General features: G+C 57.3%; 18 protein-coding genes. 2 read left to right on the top strand and 16 right to left on the bottom strand.

Going from position 1 to position 20,924, the window contains the following annotated elements:
- Window positions 1-81: 81 nt before the first annotated feature.
- Both ACWIKB_RS12315 and ACWIKB_RS12310 read right to left on the bottom strand, forming a co-directional pair.
- Window positions 82-534: a PaaI family thioesterase gene (locus ACWIKB_RS12315; RefSeq protein WP_475267080.1), complete on the bottom strand. Its 453-nt coding sequence runs from the start codon at window positions 532-534 to the stop codon at window positions 82-84.
- Window positions 531-1,007 carry a PaaI family thioesterase gene (locus ACWIKB_RS12310; RefSeq protein ID WP_475267078.1) on the bottom strand — a complete coding sequence of 159 codons (477 nt, stop codon included), beginning with the start codon at window positions 1,005-1,007 and terminating at the stop codon, window positions 531-533. The genes ACWIKB_RS12315 and ACWIKB_RS12310 overlap by 4 nt, the downstream gene beginning before the upstream one ends.
- Before the next feature lie 158 nt (window positions 1,008-1,165).
- On the opposite strand from ACWIKB_RS12310, the gene ACWIKB_RS12305 reads away from it, so the two are divergent.
- Complete coding sequence (locus ACWIKB_RS12305; RefSeq protein WP_475267077.1) at window positions 1,166-1,423, top strand: hypothetical protein; 258 nt, start codon at window positions 1,166-1,168, stop codon at window positions 1,421-1,423.
- A gap of 68 nt (window positions 1,424-1,491) precedes the next feature.
- Here the strand turns inward: ACWIKB_RS12305 and ACWIKB_RS12300 are convergent, their stop codons facing one another.
- From ACWIKB_RS12300 to sdhC, 12 genes are all read right to left on the bottom strand, one after another.
- The gene (locus ACWIKB_RS12300; protein WP_475267075.1) at window positions 1,492-1,893 is read right to left on the bottom strand and encodes an MAPEG family protein; all 402 of its coding nucleotides are present in this window, start codon (window positions 1,891-1,893) and stop codon (window positions 1,492-1,494) included.
- Window positions 1,893-2,630, bottom strand: coding sequence for a DUF599 domain-containing protein (locus tag ACWIKB_RS12295; protein WP_133836535.1), 738 nt, complete (start codon window positions 2,628-2,630; stop codon window positions 1,893-1,895). The genes ACWIKB_RS12300 and ACWIKB_RS12295 overlap by 1 nt, the downstream gene beginning before the upstream one ends.
- Window positions 2,631-2,876: 246 nt before the next feature.
- Window positions 2,877-4,190 carry a branched-chain amino acid transport system II carrier protein gene (gene brnQ, locus ACWIKB_RS12290; protein ID WP_475267074.1) on the bottom strand — a complete coding sequence of 438 codons (1,314 nt, stop codon included), beginning with the start codon at window positions 4,188-4,190 and terminating at the stop codon, window positions 2,877-2,879.
- 394 nt (window positions 4,191-4,584) lie between these two features.
- Window positions 4,585-5,466, bottom strand: a complete 882-nt coding sequence (gene sucD / locus ACWIKB_RS12285; protein ID WP_008148605.1) for a succinate--CoA ligase subunit alpha — start codon at window positions 5,464-5,466, stop codon at window positions 4,585-4,587.
- Entirely contained in the window at window positions 5,466-6,632 is a 1,167-nt protein-coding gene (gene sucC, locus ACWIKB_RS12280) for an ADP-forming succinate--CoA ligase subunit beta (protein ID WP_008148602.1), read from the bottom strand. Before sucC ends, sucD begins: the two co-directional genes overlap by 1 nt.
- A gap of 200 nt (window positions 6,633-6,832) precedes the next feature.
- On the bottom strand, window positions 6,833-8,269 hold the full coding sequence (lpdA, locus tag ACWIKB_RS12275) for a dihydrolipoyl dehydrogenase (protein WP_475267073.1): 1,437 nt from the start codon (window positions 8,267-8,269) through the stop codon (window positions 6,833-6,835).
- Between the two features lie 98 nt (window positions 8,270-8,367).
- Window positions 8,368-9,591: a 2-oxoglutarate dehydrogenase complex dihydrolipoyllysine-residue succinyltransferase gene (gene odhB / locus ACWIKB_RS12270; RefSeq protein ID WP_475267072.1), complete on the bottom strand. Its 1,224-nt coding sequence runs from the start codon at window positions 9,589-9,591 to the stop codon at window positions 8,368-8,370.
- A 42-nt stretch (window positions 9,592-9,633) separates the two neighbouring features.
- Window positions 9,634-12,465, bottom strand: coding sequence for a 2-oxoglutarate dehydrogenase E1 component (locus ACWIKB_RS12265; protein WP_475267071.1), 2,832 nt, complete (start codon window positions 12,463-12,465; stop codon window positions 9,634-9,636).
- A gap of 260 nt (window positions 12,466-12,725) precedes the next feature.
- Entirely contained in the window at window positions 12,726-13,430 is a 705-nt protein-coding gene (locus ACWIKB_RS12260; RefSeq protein WP_133836531.1) for a succinate dehydrogenase iron-sulfur subunit, read from the bottom strand.
- A gap of 11 nt (window positions 13,431-13,441) precedes the next feature.
- Window positions 13,442-15,217, bottom strand: coding sequence for a succinate dehydrogenase flavoprotein subunit (gene sdhA / locus ACWIKB_RS12255; RefSeq protein ID WP_475267070.1), 1,776 nt, complete (start codon window positions 15,215-15,217; stop codon window positions 13,442-13,444).
- 3 nt (window positions 15,218-15,220) lie between these two features.
- Window positions 15,221-15,589, bottom strand: a complete 369-nt coding sequence (gene sdhD / locus ACWIKB_RS12250; RefSeq protein WP_475267068.1) for a succinate dehydrogenase, hydrophobic membrane anchor protein — start codon at window positions 15,587-15,589, stop codon at window positions 15,221-15,223.
- Complete coding sequence (gene sdhC, locus ACWIKB_RS12245; protein ID WP_054049451.1) at window positions 15,583-15,957, bottom strand: succinate dehydrogenase, cytochrome b556 subunit; 375 nt, start codon at window positions 15,955-15,957, stop codon at window positions 15,583-15,585. Before sdhC ends, sdhD begins: the two co-directional genes overlap by 7 nt.
- 362 nt (window positions 15,958-16,319) lie before the next feature.
- Between sdhC and gltA the strand changes: the two genes are divergently transcribed.
- Window positions 16,320-17,609 carry a citrate synthase gene (gene gltA / locus ACWIKB_RS12240; RefSeq protein ID WP_003222994.1) on the top strand — a complete coding sequence of 430 codons (1,290 nt, stop codon included), beginning with the start codon at window positions 16,320-16,322 and terminating at the stop codon, window positions 17,607-17,609.
- Window positions 17,610-18,730: 1,121 nt separating this feature from the next.
- Here the strand turns inward: gltA and ACWIKB_RS12235 are convergent.
- On the bottom strand, window positions 18,731-20,389 hold the full coding sequence (locus tag ACWIKB_RS12235) for a cation acetate symporter (protein ID WP_475267066.1): 1,659 nt from the start codon (window positions 20,387-20,389) through the stop codon (window positions 18,731-18,733).
- Window positions 20,386-20,697 (bottom strand): DUF485 domain-containing protein, encoded by a 312-nt coding sequence (locus ACWIKB_RS12230; protein ID WP_008148580.1) that lies wholly within the window; start codon window positions 20,695-20,697, stop codon window positions 20,386-20,388. The genes ACWIKB_RS12235 and ACWIKB_RS12230 overlap by 4 nt, the downstream gene beginning before the upstream one ends.
- Window positions 20,698-20,924: the final 227 nt, after the last annotated feature.

Genomic DNA, 20,924 nt, shown 5'->3' with positions numbered 1-20,924 from the left:
GGTCATCAAACTCCAATCAGATGGCAGTGGCCGCGACCTTCAGGGTCGACGGCGGGTTGTCATCAGAGTTTGGGGCTGAGTTCAGGATTTCAAGGGCTCTTCGATTTTGAAATGCCCCCGGGCCGTGGCAATCGGCTCGGCTTCGGTGGTTTGCCAGGCCGTAATCGCCACGTTGGCCACGCGCCGCCCTTGCCGGCACACCTGGCAACGCGCCCAGGTATCGCGAAATTGCCCGGCGCGCAGGTAATCGAGGGAGAAGTCGATGATCTTCGGTACACCCGGCGAGCCAGTGAAAATCAGCAGGTGCAACGCTGCCGAGAGCTCCATGAACCCGGCGATCACGCCGCCATGAATCGCCGGCAATAAAGGGTTACCAATGTTGTCCTTGTTGGCCGGCAGGCGAAACAACAGTTCATCGCCAACCCTCGAGCACTCAACGCCAATCAACTTGGCATAAGGAATCAGGTGCAGTAGCGAGGCGTAGTCTCCTTGCTCGTGGGCCTGTTGAAGTTGCTCCTTGAAAGAGTCAGTCATTTCGCGCCTCCCGCAATAGCGCCACCAAAGCCTCTAGTGCCTTTTATATTCTTTCCCATGCGCATAAACGTGCCGACGACATGGGCAATGGGGTGTTCCGGGTCGTCCTGGTAAGCGAAACCCCGGGCGAAGATCACGTCGGTGGTCACCCGGTAGCATTGGGCGAAGCCGTAGACATCCTTGTGGGGTTCGGCGGCGTGCATGTAGTCGATGCGCAAATCGAGGGTCGGGCAGACTTCGAATTCCGGCAACACGCACAGGGTGGACATGCCGCATGCGGTGTCCATCAGCGACGTCAGGGCGCCGCCGTGGATGACACCGGTTTGCGGGTTGCCAACGATTTGCGGGCTGTAGGGCAGGATCACCGTTAGTCCGTCAGTACTCGCGCTGTGAATTCGCAAGCCCAGCACCTGACAATGCCGCAGCGCTGATAGAAATCGTGTTGCACGCTCAAAAACGGGGTTTTCGGCCATTTGATAAATCCCTTCTTAGTATCCAGCCAACGCCTCAGATGAATCAGGCAAAAGTTCCGTCGTGTTTAAAACTTATATATCTGTATGAAATGAGGAACTTATCGCTGACGGCTGTGCTCGAAAGGCCAGTAGATATTTTCCATAAGGAGAAACACCCCATGCGTAAGACTTTAGCTATTGCCTTGATGTTGACCGCTTCCCTCGGTCTCGCTGCCTGCGATAAAAAATCCGAGGACAAAGCTCAAGATGCTAACCAACATGCTGAGCAAGCTCAGCAAGACATGAACAAAGCTCAGGATAAAGTGAACGACGCTGCGAAAGAAAACGCCGAAGCTGCCAAAGCTCAGGCTGAATCGAACAAAGCAGCCACTCAGGAGTCCGCTCCGGCCACTCCTACCGAAGCACCTAAAAACTAAAACAGTTTTTAGCGTGATAAAAGAAAACCCGCCAAGTGCGGGTTTTCTTTTGCCTGTTAGTTGGTGGACTAGAGCAACACGGTTCTAAAAGTCGGACTAATCATCAGCAATAACGAACAGACTAATCCGATGAGCCACACCAGACTGCGCTGCCAGGCAAGATCAGCCCAATAACACAGTAAGTAGATGATGCGCGTGATCACAAAGATGATCGCCAGCGAATCGATCAGCCACCCTGCCGTCTGCGTGGTGTGCGCCATCAACACCCCCACCGCAAATAATATGAACGCCTCGAAACAATTCTGATGGGCCGCCACCGCCCGAGCGCCGAAGCCGGTCAGTTGTGCCTGCTGCTGGCGCGGCAAGTGATTGTTGTAGCCGCCCTGCTCTTTCATGGCCCTGGCCACGGGCATGCGGGCCACGTAGATCAGCAATGCACTGATAAACACACACCAGAACGGAATACTCATCAAGCGGCCTCTTTGTTGGCTTCGGGCAATGGCGCCTCTGTAGGGGTATAGACCATCACGTCGAGAACGTCGGAGTGAAACTCCCGGCGATACAACACCAACACGACGCCGGCGCTCATCAACATGAACAACCAGGGGCTGACGAACCACGCCAGCATGGTCATGCCGAAGTAGTAAGAGCGCAGGCCGAAGTTGAACTGGTTGGCCGCCATCGAAATCACCCGCGCAGCCCTTGCCGCAAAGGCTTTGCGCTCCTGCTCGGAAACATGCCGTTCACCGATCATCGGTGCCGAGCCGACCAGGATTGCCGCGAAGTTGTACTGGCGCATGCACCAACTGAAGGTGAAGAACGCATAGACAAACACCAGCGCCAGGCACAGCAACTTGATCTCCGACATGCCCTGAGACGCTTGCTGGACCATGGGAATGTCCGCCAGCAACGACACCGCCCTTTCGGAAGCCCCGAGCACCGTGAGAATGCCCGCCAGAATAATCAGGGTGCTGGAGGCGAAGAACGAGGCGTTGCGCTCCAGATTGCCGATCACACTGGCGTCGGCGATGCGGTTGTCGCGCAGCAACATGCGGCGCATCCAGTCTTCGCGATACAGGTGCAGCACGCTGGCCAGGCACGCGGTATCACGGCCCTTCCACGTCGCATAACGGGTGTAACCGCCCCAGCAGATAACAAACCAGAGCGCGGCGAGAAGGTGGATCAGGTTGGCGTGGATGAACGACATGCAGGTCCTTGTGAGACGTTGGTGGAGTCTGTAGGAGCGAGGCTTGCCCGCGAAGGCGGTATCACATGCGATGTATCCGTCGACTGACACACCGCCTTCGCGGGCAAGCCTCGCTCCTACAAGGTAGTGGTTCGACGTTAGCTCGCGGAAAAAGACACTGCCTCATCCCCATAAAAAATGCCCCGTATCGATTGATACGGGGCATTTCTGTTTAACCGACTGCCCGCTTGTGACGGGTGATCAGGTTTACGCCAGGGCTTCGTCGCGCTTGCCGAGCATGCGGTCACACGCGGCGGCCACGACGAGGGTCATGACCGATGGCACCAGCCACGCCAGACCTTGCTCGCTCAACGGCAAATGAGACAACTGAGTCGGCATCCAGTCCGCCAGGACGGCGCCCTTCAGGGCATCGATCATGCCGAAAATGAACGACACCAGCATCACCGGGCCGACGATGCGGCTCTGTTCACGCCAGAAGTCCTTGCAGAAGCTCAGGGCGACCAGGGCGATGCACGGCGGGTAGATCGCGGTCAGCACCGGGATCGAGAACGCGATCAGCTTGGTGAGGCCCAGGTTGGACACAAACAGCGAGAACACGGCCAGGATGATCACCAGTGTCTTGTAGGACAGTGGCAGCACACGGCTGAAGTATTCGGCGCAGGCACAGGTCAGGCCGACTGCTGTCACCAGACAGGCCAACGAGATCAGCACCGCAAGAAACCCGCTGCCCAACGAACCGAAGGTGTGTTGCACGTAGGCATGCAGGACGGCCGCGCCGTTTGCAGCGCCAGCGGCCACTTCATGGCTGCCCGAACCGAGACGGAACAGGCTGACATACACCAGCGCCAGACCGACGCCGGCAATCATCCCGGCAATGATCGCGTAACGGGTGATCAACGCCGGCGACTCGACGCCACGGGAGCGAATCGCGTTAACGATGACAATGCCGAACACCAGCGCGCCGAGGGTATCCATGGTCAGGTAACCATTGATGAAGCCTTGGGAGAACGGTGCCGCCACGTATTCCGGCGTGGCCACCCCGATATCACCGGCCGGCAAGGCGAACGCGGCGATGCCGAGTACGGCCAGGGCGATGATCTTCAGTGGTGCGAGGAAACGTCCTACGGTGTCCAGCAAGCGGCCTGGATACAGCGAGATAAAGAACACCAGCAGGAAGTACACCGAGCTGTAGAGGAACAGCGCCAGGGGGCTCTCGCCGGTCAGCGGCGCCAGGCCCACTTCGAAGGACACGGTGGCGGTGCGCGGCGTGGCGAACAACGGGCCGACCGCCAGGTAGCATGCGGCGGCCAGCAGGCCACCGGCGACTTTACCGATCGGGCTGCTCAACGCATCCATTGCACCGCCGACCTTGGCCAGGGCGACAACGGTGATCACCGGCAGGCCGACCGCCGTGATCAGGAAACCCAACGCCGCCATCCAGACATTAGGCCCGGACTGCAAACCGACGATAGGCGGGAAGATGATGTTGCCAGCCCCGACAAACAGGGCAAACGTCATAAAACCAAGTGCCAGGATGTCCTGGCCTTTCAACACTTTCATTAAGGAAATACCACACTACTGAATCGGAATTTAGAGAGGGATTTCCCTTATGGGTGAGGGAAATGCTGTCGATCCGAATAGGACCAACCCGTTAGCGCGTAGCGGCCTTGTGGGCTGCGGACGCAAAAATGGCTGCTAGCCTAACGAATTTGCCCGACGAACGCACTGTTAGAGGGCGAACTATCCGATACGCGACATTTCCGTGTCGCGTTTACATATCTAAATTTCATCAAAAACAGCAAAGATCAAAAGATCGCAGCCTTCGGCAGCTCCTACATGGGATTGCGTTCCAACTGTAGGAGCTGCCGAAGGCTGCGATCTTTTGATCTTCAGAAACAACAAAGGCCACCCGAAGGTGGCCTTTGTCAGCAGAGTTACAAGCTAAGCGCGAGGCTTACTTGATCGCCCAACCGGTCAGCTCGGACAAAGCCTTGCCGATGTCTGCCAGCGAACGCACGGTTTTAACGCCTGCGTCTTCCAGGGCAGCAAACTTCTCGTCTGCAGTGCCTTTGCCGCCAGAGATGATTGCGCCAGCATGGCCCATGCGCTTGCCCGCAGGGGCAGTCACACCAGCGATGTAGGAAACAACCGGCTTGGTCACGTGTGCCTTGATGTAGGCAGCCGCTTCTTCTTCAGCCGAACCGCCGATCTCGCCGATCATTACGATCGCTTCGGTCTTCGGGTCTTCCTGGAACAGCTTCAGGATGTCGATGAAGTTCGAACCCGGGATCGGGTCACCGCCGATGCCGACGCAAGTCGACTGACCGAAACCGGCGTCAGTAGTTTGCTTAACAGCTTCGTAGGTCAGGGTGCCGGAACGGGAAACGATACCGACCTTGCCTGGCAAGTGAATGTGACCTGGCATGATGCCGATCTTGCATTCGCCTGGAGTGATCACGCCTGGGCAGTTAGGACCGATCAGGACTACGCCCAGCTCGTCGCACTTGACCTTGGCATCCAGCATATCCAGGGTAGGAATGCCTTCAGTGATGCAAACGATCAGCTTGATGCCGCCGAATGCTGCTTCCAGGATGGAGTCTTTGCAGAAAGGAGCTGGAACGTAGATAACGCTGGCGGTGGCGCCAGTGGCAGCTACAGCGTCTTTCACGGTGTTGAACACTGGCAGACCCAGGTGTTCGGTGCCGCCTTTACCAGGAGTAACGCCACCAACCATCTTGGTGCCGTATTCGATGGCTTGCTGGGTGTGGAAACTACCTTGCGAACCGGTAATACCCTGGCAGATAACTTTGGTGTCTTTATTGATCAGGACGCTCATTATTTGCCCTCCGCAGCTTTGACAACTTGTTGAGCAGCGTCGGTCAGGCTGGTAGCAGCGATGATGTTCAAACCGCTTTCTGCCAGTACTTTAGCGCCCAGCTCAGCGTTGTTGCCTTCAAGGCGAACAACAACCGGGATTTTCACGCCGACTTCTTTCACTGCACCGATGATGCCTTCGGCAATCATGTCGCAACGAACGATGCCGCCGAAGATGTTGACCAATACTGCAGCGACGTTAGTGTCGGACAGGATGATCTTGAACGCTTCGGTAACGCGTTCTTTGGTAGCACCGCCGCCCACGTCGAGGAAGTTGGCTGGTTTGCCGCCATGCAGGTTGACGATGTCCATGGTACCCATGGCCAGGCCAGCACCGTTGACCATGCAACCGATGTTGCCTTCCAGTGCTACGTAGTTCAGTTCGAACTTGGCAGCGTGCGCTTCGCGCGGATCGTCTTGCGACGGATCGTGGAAAGTTTTCAGCTTAGGCTGACGGTACATGGCGTTGGCGTCGATGTTGATCTTGGCGTCGAGGCAATGCAGATCGCCGTCAGCCTTGATCACCAGCGGGTTCACTTCCAGCAGAGCCAGGTCGTGATCCTTGAACAGCTTGGCCAGACCTACGAAGATCTTGGCGAACTGAGCAACTTGCTTGCCTTCCAGACCCAGCTGGAATGCCAGCTCGCGACCCTGGAATGGCTGAGCGCCAACCAGTGGATCGATAGTGGCTTTCAGAATTTTTTCTGGAGTGTCGTGAGCGATTTTCTCGATGTCCACGCCACCTTCGGTGGAAGCCATGAACACGATGCGACGGCTCGAACGGTCAACGACAGCGCCCAGGTACAGCTCTTTAGCGATATCAGTGCACGATTCAACCAGGATCTTGGTGACTGGCTGACCATTGGCATCAGTCTGGTAAGTCACCAGACGCTTGCCCAACCACTGTTGAGCGAATGCTTTGGCGTCTTCTTTGCTGCGAACCAGCTTAACGCCGCCCGCTTTACCGCGACCACCTGCGTGAACCTGGGCTTTGACAACCCATTCGGTCCCGCCGATTTTGTCGCACGCTTCTGCTGCTGCTTCCGGGGTGTCTACGGCGAAACCCTGGGATACTGGCAGGCCGTACTCAGCGAACAGCTGCTTACCCTGATACTCGTGAAGATTCATGCTTATTACCGTCTTCGTTAGGTACTGCGCATTCGGTGCTGCACTCGTTTAAGTGCCGCACCACCTGTGACTGCTGCTTGCGTAGGTGTTCCGGATAACCGGTGAGACTACGCAAGGCTGCGTCCGGCGGACATTCCGCGGTGAGTCTTGCACGCAAGGCTCACGACGGGCCTTCCGCCGTGGTTTCTTATTGTCTTGTCTTAACGCTTCTTGCGGTTGGCGATGTGAATGGCGCCGCCATTCACTGCCAGAGCAGCTTCGTGCAAGGCTTCGGACAGGGTCGGATGGGAGAAAACCATCATGCCCAGGTCTTCAGCACTGGTGCCGAATTCCATACCGATCGCGCCCTGCTGAACCAGTTCTGCAGCGCTCGGGCCAATCACGTGGACGCCCAGTACGCGGTCAGTCTTGGCATCAGCAATGACTTTCACGAAACCGCCGGTGTCGTTGGCTGCCATGGCACGGCCACTGGCTGCGAACGGGAAAGTGCCGACGTTAACTTCAACGCCTTCAGCTTTCAAGGTTTGCTCGGTTTTACCGACCCACGCGATTTCCGGGTGAGTATAAATAACAGACGGGATCAGGTCATAGTTGATCTGGGCTTTGTGGCCCTTGATGCGCTCTACAACCATGATGCCTTCTTCGGATGCCTTGTGCGCCAGCATCATGCCGCGAACCACGTCACCGATTGCGTAAACGCCCGGAACGCTGGTCGCGCACTGGTCGTCAACGAAAACGAAACCACGTTCGTCGATGTTCACGCCGCTGTCAGCTGCCAGCAGCTCGGTGGTCACTGGACGGCGACCAACGGCAACAATCAGCTTGTCGAACGTGATGTTCTGTTCGCCATTGGCATCGGTGTAGTTCACAACGACTTCGTCGCCATTCACTTTGGAACCGGTGACGCGAGCGCCCAGCTTGATGTCCAGACCTTGTTTGGTCAGGGTCTTGAAGGCTTCTTTCGAAACGGCTTCGTCAGCGGCTGGCAGGAACTTCTCCAGCGCTTCCAGAACCACGACTTCGGAGCCCAGACGGGACCAGACCGAACCCAGTTCCAGACCGATAACGCCAGCGCCGATCACGCCCAGACGCTTAGGTACGGTTTGGAATTCCAGCGCGCCGGTCGAATCGACGATCACGTTCTGGTCAACCGGAGCCGGTGGAATGTCGATCGGACGCGAGCCCGAAGCCAGAATCACGTTCTCGGCTTCGATGATTTCGACGGTGCCGTCTGGCTTGGTCAGCTCGACTTTCTTGCCGGCCAGCAGTTTGCCGTGGCCTTGCAGGGAAGTAACGCCGTTAGCCTTGAACAGGGTTGCAACGCCAGAGGTCAGGCCTTTGACGATGTTGGCTTTACGGCCAACCATTGCAGACACGTCCATGGTCACGCCAGCGTGATTGATACCGTGGATCGCGAAGCCTTCTTTGGCTTCCTTGTATTTCCAGGAGCTGTCCAGCAGCGCCTTGGATGGAATGCAGCCGACGTTCAGGCAAGTACCGCCCAGAGCCAGTTTGCCTTCCTTGTCGGTGTATTTCTCGATGCAGGCAGTGGTGAGACCCAGTTGCGCTGCTTTGATGGCAGCCACGTAGCCGCCAGGGCCCGCACCGATCACTACTACGTCAAATTTCTGCGACATTCAAAAAATCCTCTTTTGGCAACAAGCTTGAAGCCGCAAGCCTCAAGCCAAGCTGCAATTGCTTGCAGCTTGAAACTTGAAACCTGCAGCTGCTTCTATCAGATATCCAGCAGCAAACGAGCCGGGTCTTCCAGCAGGTTCTTGATGGTAACCAGGAAGGTCACAGCTTCTTTGCCATCGATCAGACGGTGATCGTAGGACAGAGCCAGGTACATCATCGGACGGATAACGACCTGACCGTTGATCGCCATAGGACGCTGCAGAATGTTGTGCATGCCCAGGATGGCCGCTTGCGGCGGGTTGACGATCGGAGTCGACATCATCGAACCGAAGGTACCACCGTTGGTGATGGTGAACGTACCACCGGTCATTTCGTCCATCGACAGTTTGCCGTCACGCGCCTTCTTGCCGAAAGCGGCGATGCCGCCTTCGATTTCAGCCAGGCTCATCAGTTCGGCGTTACGCAGAACCGGTACAACCAGGCCGCGGTCGCTGGAAACAGCAACGCCGACGTCGGCATAACCGTGGTAAACGATGTCAGCACCGTCGATCGACGCGTTGACAGCCGGGAAGCGTTTCAGCGCTTCGGTGGCCGCTTTAACGAAGAACGACATGAAGCCCAGGCGTACGCCGTTGTGGGACTTCTCGAACAGGTCCTTGTACTTCGAACGCAGGGCCATGACTTCGGTCATGTCGACTTCGTTGAAAGTAGTCAGCATCGCCATGTTCGACTGGGCTTCTACCAGACGCTTGGCAACGGTAGCCCGCACTCGGGTCATCGGTACGCGCTTCTCGATGCGGTCGCCAGCGGCGAACACAGGAGCAGCGGCAGCAGGAGCTGCAGCCTTGGCAGGTGCGGCAGCCGGAGCGGCTTTCTTGGCGGCAACAGCGGCTACGACGTCTTCCTTGGTCACACGACCGCCTTTGCCGGTGCCGGCAACGGAAGCGATGTTGATGCCGTTTTCTTCAGCCAGCTTGCGAGCAGCCGGTGCAGCAACAGGATCGTCTTCGCCTTCGGCAGCCGGGGCAGCAGCTTGTGCAGCGGCCGGAGCAGCAGCGGCAGCAGCCGGAGCGGCAGCAGCGCCGCCCGCTTCGATGGAGCCCAGGACTTCGTCGGACAGAACGGTGTCGCCTTCGTTCTTGACGATAGCGCCCAGCACGCCGTCGGCGGTGGCCAACACTTCCAGTACCACTTTGTCGGTTTCGATATCGACGATCAGGTCATCACGCTTGACGGCGTCGCCTGGTTTTTTGTGCCAGGTGGCAACGGTGCCATCGGCAACCGATTCCGGGAAAGTGGGGGCTTTGATTTCGATAGCCATTATCTGTGGGTCCTTAAATTCGGTTTCAGGTGCGCGAAGGCGTTAAACAGTAAAGGCGTCTTGCAACAGTTTTTCCTGCTGCTCAGCGTGCATCGATGCATAACCACAAGCAGGTGCAGCAGAAGCATCACGGCCGGCGTACTCGAGAACGAGTGCCTTGTTGTGATTGCCAACGATGCGACGCATGTGGTGTTGGCTGCAGTACCAGGCACCCTGGTTCATCGGCTCTTCCTGACACCAAACGATATGTCTGAGGTTGGTGTACGGAGCCAGGACTTCGTTCAAGTCGTCCTCAGGGAATGGGTACAGCTGCTCGATACGCACGATGGCGATGTCATCACGACCTTCGGCACGGCGTTTTTCCAGCAGGTCGTAGTAGACCTTGCCGCTACACAGAACAATGCGCTCGACCTTTTTCGGATCCAGAGCATCGATTTCCGGGATGACGGTCTGGAACGAACCTTCGGCCAGATCTTCCAGGGTCGATATGGCGAGCTTGTGACGCAACAGCGACTTCGGAGTCAGAACGATCAATGGCTTGCGCAGAGGGCGAATAACCTGACGACGCAGCAAGTGGTAGATCTGAGCCGGCGTAGTCGGAACCGCTACCTGAATGTTGTGCTCGGCGCACAGTTGCAGGTAACGCTCAAGACGTGCCGAAGAGTGCTCCGGACCCTGACCTTCATAACCGTGCGGCAACAGCATGGTCAGACCGCAGAGACGGCCCCACTTGTGCTCGCCACTGGTGATGAACTGGTCGATAACCACCTGGGCACCATTGGCGAAATCGCCGAACTGGGCTTCCCAGATCACCAGCGCCTCAGGCGTGGTGGTCGAGTAACCGTATTCGAACGCCAGTACGGCTTCTTCGGACAGGAACGAATCGTACAGGTCGAAACGTGGCTGGCCGTTGTACAGGTGTTGCAGCGGGATGTAGGTGCCCGCATCTTTCTGGTTGTGCAGAACAGCGTGACGGTGCGAGAACGTACCGCGACCGATGTCCTGACCCGTCATGCGAATCGGGTGACCTTCGAACGCCAGGGTCGCGTACGCCATGGTTTCGGCGTAACCCCAGTTGATCGGCAGGCCGCCGACTTGCATTTTCTGACGGTCTTCGTAGATTTTCGAAACCTGGCGCTGAACCACGAAGCCTTCCGGAATTTCCAGCAGCTTGGCGGACAGTTCCTGCAAGGTTTTCAGGTCGAAACGCGTGTCGTGACGCGCAGTCCAGGCGTGGCCCAGATACGGACGCCAGTCCACGAACAACTCTTTGTTCGGCTCTTTGACCAGGCTTTTTACAACATGCAGACCGTTGTCCAGCGCGTTGCGATATTCGTCGACTTTCGCCTGAACACGCTCTACGTCCAGCACGCCGGCCTGAGTCAGACGATCAGCGTACAGCTCACGGGTGGTGCGCTGCTTGGTGATCTGCTGATACATCAGAGGCTGGGTGCCGCTTGGCTCGTCGGCCTCGTTGTGGCCGCGACGACGGTAGCAGACCAGGTCGATCACCACGTCACGCTTGAACTGCATGCGGTAGTCGATGGCCAGCTGGGTCACGAACAATACGGCTTCCGGATCATCACCATTCACATGGAGGATCGGCGCCTGGATCATTTTCGCGACGTCGGTTGCGTACTCGGTGGAACGCGAGTCCAGCGGGTTGCTGATGGTGAAACCGACCTGGTTGTTGATCACGATGTGCACGGTGCCGCCGGTTTTGAAACCGCGGGTCTGCGACATCTGGAAGGTTTCCATCACCACGCCCTGACCGGCGAATGCCGCGTCACCGTGGATGGAGATCGGCAGAACCTTTTCGCCGGTAGGGTCGTTACGACGATCCTGACGGGCGCGAACCGAACCTTCGACCACTGGAGAAACGATTTCCAGGTGGGACGGGTTGAAGGCCATGGCCAGGTGAACTTCACCGCCGGCGGTCATGACGTTGGACGAGAAGCCCTGGTGGTATTTAACGTCACCGGAACCCAGCTCGACCTTCTTCTTGCCTTCGAACTCGTCGAACAGCTCGCGCGGGTTCTTGCCGAAGGTGTTGACCAGCACGTTGAGACGGCCACGGTGGGCCATGCCGATCACGATTTCCTTGGTGCCGTAGGAGCCGGAACGCTGGATCAGCTCGTCGAGCATCGGAATCAGGCTCTCGCCGCCTTCCAGACCGAAACGCTTGGTACCCGGGTATTTGGTACCCAGGTATTTTTCCAGACCTTCGCCGGCGGTGACGCGTTCGAGCAGGTGGCTCTTGATGTCGGCGGAGTACGTCGGACGGCCGCGCACGCTTTCCAGACGTTGCTGGAACCACTGGCGCTGCTCGGAATCGGTGATGTGCGTGAATTCAGCGCCGATGGTGCGGCAATATGTCTGCTGCAACGCTTCGTGAATTTCGCGTAGGCTCGCCTCCTCTTTGCCGATGAACAGGTCGCCGGCACGGAAGGTCGTATCAAGATCGGCATTGGTCAAGCCGTAATGATTGATCGACAGGTCTGCAGGTGCAGGACGCTGCCACAGCCCCAGCGGGTCAAGCTGGGCTGCCTGGTGGCCACGCATACGGTAGGCCTGGATCAATCGCAGCACTTCAACTTGCTTCTTCTCGTGCTCACTGCTCACGCTGCCGGCGGAAACCGGTTGGGCGCGGCGCTGGTTCTTTGCCAGCAAGACGAAATGATCGCGAATTGTCGAGTGCGAAACATCGGTGGCAGTGTTGCCGTCAGCAGGCAACTTCTGAAAGTAGGTGCGCCACTCTTCTGGCACAGCGTTAGGGTCGTGCAGGTAGAGCTCATAGAGCTCTTCCACATAGGCAGCGTTACTACCGGATAGGTAGGCGCTGTTCCACATGCGCTGCATCACGCTTTCTTGCATGCTTGGTCACCCTCGGTTAGGGGAACACCACCGGCGAAGACACCGAGCAAACTTGCAAAAGTCCGAATGCAGCGACCAAAACAAGCCACTTAGGATCACGCTGATAGTCCGGGTACCAGCCCGGATGCCCCTGCTTGTCTCATTTCTTCAAAATAAGAGCGGCAGCTTTATGAGCTGCTGCTCAGGTTAAAACTACGGCGCCGGTTGAAGCCTGCGCCGTAGCATCTACGGGTACAGCGGTGCTGCGTTTACAGCCTGAATCACACGCCGCTTTGCAGCAGCATGTTACGTACGTGTCCGATGGCCTTAGTCGGGTTCAGGCCTTTCGGGCAGACGTTGACGCAGTTCATGATCCCGCGGCAGCGGAATACGCTGAACGGGTCATCCAGCGAAGACAGACGCTCGGCAGTCTTGGTGTCACGGCTGTCTGCCAGGAAGCGGTACGCTTGCAGCAGGGCAGCTGGACCCAGGAACTTGTCCGGGTTCCACCAGAAGGACGGGCAAGAGGTCGAGCAGCAAGCGCACAGGATGCACTCGTACAGACCGTCGAGCTTTTCACGCTCTTCAGGGGTCTGCAGACGTTCGATGGCCGGAGCCGGCGTATCGTTCTGCAGGAATGGCTTCACCTTCTCGTATTGCTTGTAGAAGATGCTCATATCGACGACCAGGTCACGGATTACCGGCAAACCTGGCAGCGGACGAACGATCAGCTTGTTACCTTTTACGACAGCGGACAGCGGCGTGACGCACGCCAGACCGTTTTTGCCGTTGATGTTCATGCCGTCGGAACCGCAAACACCTTCACGGCAAGAGCGACGATAGGAGAAACCTTCGTCCTGCTCTTTGATCAGGGCCAGCACGTCCAGCACCATCAGGTCTTTACCACCGGTATCGACCTGGAATTCCTGCATGAACGGCGCGGCGTCCTGATCAGGGTTGTAGCGATAAACACTGACTTTCAACATGGCAGCCACCCTTAATAAGTCCGAATCTTAGGTTCAAAAGTCGGAACAGTCTTCGGCGAGAAGTTCACGGCACGCTTGGTTACGCGCTTGTCACCCGGGAAGAACAGGGTGTGGCACAGCCAGTTTTCGTCGTCGCGGTCTTCGTAGTCTTCACGGGCGTGAGCGCCGCGGGACTCTTTGCGGATCTCTGCGGCGATGGCGGTAGCTTCAGCCACTTCCAGCAGGTTCTGCAATTCCAGGGCTTCGATACGAGCGGTGTTGAACGCCTGGCTCTTGTCGTTGATCTTGACGTTGGCGATGCGGCCACGCAGGTCAGCGAGCTGGGCAATACCCTTCTGCATGTATTCGCCGGTACGGAATACACCGAAGTAGTTCTGCATGCAGCTTTGCAGTTCTTTACGCAGGGTGGCGACGTCTTCGCCTTCGGTCCGCGCGTTCAGACCGTCAAGACGTGCCAGGGCAGCGTCGATGTCGGACTGGCGTGGGCGAGCGTAGTCGACGCCTTCTTTCAGGGTCTGTTCCAGGAACAGGCCGGCAGCACGACCGAATACCACCAGGTCGAGCAGCGAGTTGCCGCCCAGACGGTTGGCACCGTGAACCGATACGCAAGCCACTTCGCCTACAGCGAACAGGCCTGGAATGATCTGGTCGACGCCTTCAGCATCCTGGGTGATTGCCTGACCATGAATGTTGGTCGGCACGCCGCCCATCATATAGTGGCAGGTTGGAACGACCGGGATCGGCGACACGGCTGGATCGACGTGGGCGAAGGTCTTGGACAGTTCCATGATGCCTGGCAGACGGCTGTGCAGAACTTCTTCACCGAGGTGATCGAGTTTCAGCATTACGTGGTCGCCATCGGGACCGCAACCGTTGCCGGCGATGATTTCTTTAACCATCGAGCGAGCAACTACGTCACGACCAGCCAGGTCTTTGGCGTTCGGAGCATAACGCTCCATGAAACGCTCGCCGTGCTTGTTGATCAGGTAACCGCCTTCACCGCGGCAGCCTTCTGTAACCAGTACACCGGCGCCGGCGATGCCGGTTGGGTGGAACTGCCACATTTCAATGTCTTGTACCGGCACGCCAGCACGCAGAGCCATGCCGACGCCGTCACCGGTGTTGATCAGGGCGTTGGTGGTGGACGAGTAGATACGGCCTGCACCGCCGGTCGCCAATACGGTGGCGTTCGCGCGGACGTAGGAGGTTTCGCCGGTTTCGATGCAGATGACGATCATGCCGACAAAGGCACCGTCTTCGTTCTTCACCAGGTCGACGCCGTAGTATTCGTTGAGGAATACGGTGCCGGCCTTCAGGTTGGCCTGATACAGGGTGTGCAGCAGTGCGTGACCGGTACGGTCGGCAGCGGCGCAAGTACGGGCAGCCTGGCCACCTTTACCGAAGTCTTTCGACTGGCCGCCGAACGGACGCTGATAAATGCGGCCCTGTTCGGTACGGGAGAACGGCAAGCCCATGTGCTCGAGCTCGAAAACCGCTTCCGGGCCTACGGAACACATGTATTCGATAGCGTCCTGGTCACCGATATAGTCGGAACCCTTGACGGTATCGTACATGTGCCAGCGCCAGTCATCGTTCGGATCAGCGGACGCGATGGCGCAGGTGATGCCACCCTGAGCGGATACGGTGTGCGAGCGAGTCGGGAAAACCTTGGTTACCACGGCAGTCTTGTGACCACCTTGTGCCAGCTGCAGCGCAGCGCGCATGCCGGCACCGCCGCCGCCAACGATGATGGCGTCGAACGAAAGCGTATTAACTGTAGTAGACATGAATCAGATACCCCAAAGAATCTGCACACCCCAGACGAAGTAGGCGAACATCGCAACGCCGCATACTGCCTGGAAGAGGAAACGTACTGCAGTCGCGGACTTGCCCAGCGCCATCGGCGTCAGGTAGTCGGTCGCGATGGTCCACATGCCAACCCAGGCGTGTGCGCCCAGGGCCACCAGGGCCAGCAGACTGAAGATACGCATTCCGTTGCTTGCATACAGCTCATGCCATTGGGCATAGCCAATGCCAGGGTGCGTAGCGAGGTATCCGATCAGGAAGATGAAATAAGCCGCGAGAACAACCGCAGACACACGCTGCGCCATCCAGTCATAGAGACCGGAACGCGACAGGTTCGTTACGCTGGTTACCATATCCAAACTCCCGCCAGAACGATCAGCACCGCAGACACGGCGATAATGATTTTCGAGCCCAGCTTGCCGCCTTCCAGCGTCTCACCGATGCCCATGTCCATGATCAAATGGCGCACACCGGCTACCAGGTGATACAGCAGAGCGGACAGGAGGCCCCATGCTACGAACTTGGCCAGCGGGCTGGTCAAGGTTGCCTTCACGTCGGCAAAACCTTCCTCGGAACCCAAGGATTTGCTCAATGCGTACAGCATGAAGCCAATGCCCAGGAAGAGGATGATGCCGGAAACACGGTGAAGAAACGACGTAACGCCGGTGATGGGGAGTTTGATGGTCCTTAGGTCTAGGTTTACAGGTCGTTGGCTTTTCACGGCTTTTTTTCACACTGAAGAGCCCCTAACAATCAGGGCAAAGTTGTTGGGGAGTGCACTGGTCAGGTAACCACCACCCAGGGATGCGACCCCCAGCAAAGCAGGCCCAAAAGCCCCTGGCGGTCGGTGGCCGAGTATAGACAGTTAGGCTACTAATGACAACGCAATCACCTTCCCCTAATAGCTCATTGCACAAGTCGGATAAAAGGCGTAAATGGCAGGTAATTTCGAGGAAAAAGTCCGGTTAAAGCCTTCTGGAGCAAGACTTTAGGCAAATTGACATTCGAATTTATCTCACTATAGTGGTGCGGGCCCTGCGTGGGGGGTCTGTCTGATGATTTCAAGCATAAATAGGAGGCCACATGGCTGACAAAAAAGCGCAGTTGATCATCGAGGGCGCAGCCCCCGTCGAGCTGCCCATTTTAACCGGCACCGTTGGTCCCGATGTAATTGATGTTCGGGGCCTGACGGCCACGGGCCGTTTCACCTTTGACCCTGGCTTCATGTCGACCGCCTCTTGCGAGTCGAAGATCACCTATATCGACGGCGACAACGGCATCCTGCTGCACCGCGGTTACCCGATCGAACAGCTGGCTGAAAAGTCGGACTACCTGGAAACCTGCTATCTGCTGCTCAACGGCGAACTGCCGACCGCAGAACAGAAGGCCCAGTTCGTCAGCACCGTGAAGAACCACACCATGGTTCACGAGCAGTTGAAGACCTTCTTCAACGGCTTCCGTCGCGACGCCCACCCAATGGCCGTCATGTGCGGTGTAGTCGGTGCCCTCTCGGCCTTCTACCACGACTCCCTGGACATCAATAACCCGCAGCATCGCGAAATCTCCGCGATCCGCCTGGTTGCCAAGATGCCGACCCTGGCAGCGATGGTTTATAAGTACTCCATGGGTCAACCCATGATGTACCCGCGCAACGACCTGACGTACGCGGAAAACTTCCTGCACATGATGTTCAACACCCCGTGCGAGATCAAACCGATCAGCCCGGTACTCGCCAAGGCCATGGACCGGATCTTCATCCTCCATGCCGACCACGAGCAAAACGCATCGACTTCCACCGTACGCCTGGCAGGTTCCTCGGGTGCCAACCCGTTCGCCTGTATCGCCGCCGGTATCGCCGCACTGTGGGGCCCTGCCCACGGCGGCGCGAACGAAGCTGTTCTGACCATGCTTGACGAGATTGGCGATGTGTCGAACATCGACAAGTTCATCGCCAAGGCCAAGGACAAGAACGATCCGTTCAAACTGATGGGCTTCGGTCACCGGGTTTACAAAAACCGCGACCCACGCGCTACCGTCATGAAGCAGACCTGCGACGAAGTACTGAAAGAACTGGGGATCAACAACGATCCGCAACTCGAACTGGCCATGCGCCTGGAAGAGATCGCCCTGACCGACCCGTACTTCATCGAGCGCTCGCTGTACCCGAACGTCGACTTCTACTCGGGGATTATCCTCAAGGCGATCGGCATTCCAACCAGCATGTTCACCGTGATCTTCGCCTTGGCGCGGACTGTCGGCTGGATCTCCCACTGGAAAGAAATGCTCTCCAGCCCGTACAAGATTGGCCGTCCGCGCCAGCTGTACACCGGCTATGAGTCGCGTGACATTACCAAGCTGGAAGACCGCAAATAAGACCTGTCTTGCGATAACGTCTTAAGTTGTACCGGGAACGGCCTCTATTTATATAGAGGCCGTTTTTGTTTGTGCGGTCTCAGCGGCCTGTGGGCCGACTGGGTTTTTGGTTGGGTGTATATCCGTTGCTGCGGTGATGGCGGCTGGCGGTTTCGCTCTTACAGCGACTCACTTTTCCAGACGCCGAAAAGTAAGCAAAAGGCTTCGCCCCGGCGTACGGCATCTCGCTTCGCTCAATGTACCCTCGCTACGGTGTCCCTCAGGGGGCATCGCCTACGGTCTGCTTCGCGACGACCTCCTCTCGATGTGTGCGGCTTCGCCGCACGGCGCTACGCGCCTAACCCCCTGATGAACACCTACGCTCGGCCTGCCGAAGGGGCGAGAGATCAAGATCAAAATCAACGTCAAAAGCCACAGCCACAGCCACAGCCACAGCTAGGTTGAGGTCGAATCCAGATCCAGATCCAGATCCAGATCCAGATCCAGATCCAGATCCAGATCCAGATCCAGATCAAAAGATCGCAGCCTTCGGCAGCTCCTACAGGGTTGTGTGTGCGCCGCGTGCCTTTCACCACTCAACAGGCCGAGCGTTAGCTCGCCTGCAGCTCGTGATCTTGCTTTGCCCGCCCCTTCGGGAGGCTGAGTGGAGGTGTTCATCTGGGGGGTGGGCGCGCAGCGCCGTGCGGCGGAGCCGCACACATCGAGAGGAGGTCGAAGCGAAGCCGACCGTAGGCGATGCCCCCAGATGAATACCGGAACGAAGGAACGCCGAGCCTAAGCGAGGGGCCGGACGCTCGGGGCGAGCCTTTTTTTGCTTACTTTTTTTTGGCGTTTGAAAAAAAAGTGAGTCGCCGTAAGGGCGAAACCCTAAGCCGCCGTTACCGCAGAAACGGATATGTACACCATCCAAAAATACGATCAACCAGAAGGACGCCTTCGCGGGCAAGCCTCGCTCCTACAAAAGCAAAGTCCAAAAGCCAAAGCCAAAGCCAAAGCCAAAGCCAAAGCCAAAGCCAAAGCCAAAGCCAAAGCCAAAGCCAAAGCCAAAGCCAAAAAAATGCCCCGATCTCTCGACCGGGGCATTTCCATTCAACGCAGCTTATATATAAAAGCCAGAAGCCTTAGTGCGAAACCGCCCCACTCGCCCCCAACCCAGTCTGCGAACGCACAAATTGCGGGAAAAACAACGCCCGCTCATTATCAGCAGCAGCCGACTTATCAGTAATCGAGAAGAACCAAATCCCGACAAACGCAATCGCCATCGAAAACAACGCAGGGTACTCATACGGGAAGATAGCCTTCTCGTGATGCAGAATCTGCACCCAAATGGTCGGCCCAAGCACCATCAAACCAACAGCACTCACCAGCCCCAACCAGCCACCGATCATCGCACCGCGAGTGGTCAGCTTCTTCCAGTACATGGAAAGCAACAGCACCGGGAAGTTACAGCTCGCCGCGATGGAGAACGCCAAACCAACCATAAACGCAATATTCTGGCTTTCGAACAAAATGCCCAAGCCAATCGCCAACACACCCAAAGCAATGGTGGTGATTTTCGAAACGCGGATCTCATCCTTGTCGTTAGCCTTGCCCTTCTTGATCACACTGGCATACAGGTCGTGAGACACCGCCGTAGCACCCGCCAGAGTCAAACCGGCCACAACCGCCAGAATGGTGGCAAAGGCGACTGCCGAGATGAAGCCCAGGAAAATACTGCCACCTACCGCGTTAGCCAGGTGCACCGCCGCCATGTTGTTACCGCCCAACAGTGCGCCCGCCGCATCTTTGAAGGCCGGGTTGGTGCTGACCAGCAGGATCGCGCCGAAGCCGATGATGAAGGTCAGGATGTAGAAGTAACCGATGAAGCCGGTTGCATACAGCACGCTCTTGCGGGCTTCTTTCGCGTCACTCACGGTGAAGAAGCGCATCAGGATATGCGGCAGGCCCGCGGTACCGAACATCAGTGCCAAGCCCAGGGAGAACGCCGAGACCGGATCTTTCACCAGCCCGCCCGGGCTCATGATGGCCTCACCTTTAGGGTGGACCTTGATCGCTTCGGAAAACAGCATGTTGAAGTCGAAGTTGACGTGCTTCATCACCATCAGCGCCATGAACGACGCGCCGGACAGCAGCAACACAGCCTTGATGATCTGCACCCAGGTGGTCGCCAGCATGCCGCCGAACAGCACGTACATGCACATCAGGATACCGACCAGGATCACTGCCACGTAGTAGTCGAGGCCGAACAGCAGCTGAATCAGCTTGCCGGCACCAACCATTTGCGCGATCAGGTAGAACGCCACCACCACCAGCGAACCACAGGCGGACAGCGTGCGGATCTGGGTTTGCCCGAGGCGGTAGGACGCCACGTCGGCAAAGGTGTACTTGCCCAGGTTACGCAGGCGCTCGGCGATCAGGAACAAAATGATCGGCCAGCCCACCAGGAAGCCGATCGAGTAGATCAGGCCGTCGTAGCCGGAGGTGAACACCAGGGCGGAAATACCCAGGAAGGACGCCGCCGACATGTAGTCACCGGCAATCGCCAGACCGTTCTGGAAACCGGTGATCTTGCCGCCCGCCGCATAGTAGTCGGCCGCCGAGTTGTTGCGCTTGGAGGCCCAGTAGGTGATGCACAGGGTCAGGCCGACAAACGCGACGAACATCAAGATCGCGGACACGTTGAGGGGTTGTTTGTGCACTTCGCCGGTCAGGGCTTCAGCCGCCCAGGCGCCAGGTGCAAAGGCTGCGATGCTCAATAGAGCCATTAGACGCCGGATCATTGCTGAGCCTCCTTGAGAATCGCATTGTTCAGGTCGTCGAATTCGCCATTGGCGCGTCGTACATAGATTGCAGTCAGGATAAAGGCCGAAAGAATCAGCCCGACACCAATCGGTATCCCCCAGGTAATCGAAGACTCAGGACTGATTTTCGCCCCGAGAATATGCGGCCCGTAAGCAATCAAAAGGATGAATCCGGAGTAAAGCCCAAGCATGATCGCCGAAAGAATCCAGGCGAACTTTTCTCGCTTACTAACCAGCTCCTTGAAACGCGGGCTGTTTTGAATCGAGAGGTAAATGCTGTCGTTCATTGTTTTTATCCTCGCAGCACAGATTATTGTTAGAACGTATCCACTTTATGCGGCTGCGGGACGGGTTCCAGACGACCTTAGTATTAGAACGACATGACGGTTTCGCCAATTTTCAGCAGGTATTAAACAATGTGGGAGCGAGCCTGCTCGCGAATGCGGTGGGTCAATCAACATCGCCGATGACTGACACACCGTATTCGCGAGCAGGCTCGCTCCCACAGGGAAAA

Source organism: Pseudomonas sp. 5Vm1k, from assembly GCF_056161485.1.
This window is presented reverse-complemented; position numbering and strand designations above follow the sequence as displayed.

Excerpts from the sequence above, each read along its gene's own strand:
- ACWIKB_RS12305 (WP_475267077.1), top strand. The coding sequence starts at position 1,166 with ATGCGTAAGACTTTAGCTATTGCCTTGATGTTGACCGCTTCCCTCGGT.
- ACWIKB_RS12310 (WP_475267078.1), bottom strand. The coding sequence starts at position 1,007 with ATGGCCGAAAACCCCGTTTTTGAGCGTGCAACACGATTTCTATCAGCG.
- ACWIKB_RS12265 (WP_475267071.1), bottom strand. The coding sequence starts at position 12,465 with ATGCAAGAAAGCGTGATGCAGCGCATGTGGAACAGCGCCTACCTATCC.
- ACWIKB_RS12295 (WP_133836535.1), bottom strand. The coding sequence starts at position 2,630 with ATGTCGTTCATCCACGCCAACCTGATCCACCTTCTCGCCGCGCTCTGG.
- brnQ (WP_475267074.1), bottom strand. The coding sequence starts at position 4,190 with ATGAAAGTGTTGAAAGGCCAGGACATCCTGGCACTTGGTTTTATGACG.
- sucD (WP_008148605.1), bottom strand. The coding sequence starts at position 5,466 with ATGAGCGTCCTGATCAATAAAGACACCAAAGTTATCTGCCAGGGTATT.
- sdhA (WP_475267070.1), bottom strand. The coding sequence starts at position 15,217 with ATGTCTACTACAGTTAATACGCTTTCGTTCGACGCCATCATCGTTGGC.
- gltA (WP_003222994.1), top strand. The coding sequence starts at position 16,320 with ATGGCTGACAAAAAAGCGCAGTTGATCATCGAGGGCGCAGCCCCCGTC.
- odhB (WP_475267072.1), bottom strand. The coding sequence starts at position 9,591 with ATGGCTATCGAAATCAAAGCCCCCACTTTCCCGGAATCGGTTGCCGAT.
- lpdA (WP_475267073.1), bottom strand. The coding sequence starts at position 8,269 with ATGTCGCAGAAATTTGACGTAGTAGTGATCGGTGCGGGCCCTGGCGGC.
- ACWIKB_RS12315 (WP_475267080.1), bottom strand. The coding sequence starts at position 534 with ATGACTGACTCTTTCAAGGAGCAACTTCAACAGGCCCACGAGCAAGGA.
- ACWIKB_RS12260 (WP_133836531.1), bottom strand. The coding sequence starts at position 13,430 with ATGTTGAAAGTCAGTGTTTATCGCTACAACCCTGATCAGGACGCCGCG.
- ACWIKB_RS12230 (WP_008148580.1), bottom strand. The coding sequence starts at position 20,697 with ATGAACGACAGCATTTACCTCTCGATTCAAAACAGCCCGCGTTTCAAG.
- ACWIKB_RS12300 (WP_475267075.1), bottom strand. The coding sequence starts at position 1,893 with ATGAGTATTCCGTTCTGGTGTGTGTTTATCAGTGCATTGCTGATCTAC.
- ACWIKB_RS12235 (WP_475267066.1), bottom strand. The coding sequence starts at position 20,389 with ATGATCCGGCGTCTAATGGCTCTATTGAGCATCGCAGCCTTTGCACCT.
- sdhD (WP_475267068.1), bottom strand. The coding sequence starts at position 15,589 with ATGGTAACCAGCGTAACGAACCTGTCGCGTTCCGGTCTCTATGACTGG.
- sucC (WP_008148602.1), bottom strand. The coding sequence starts at position 6,632 with ATGAATCTTCACGAGTATCAGGGTAAGCAGCTGTTCGCTGAGTACGGC.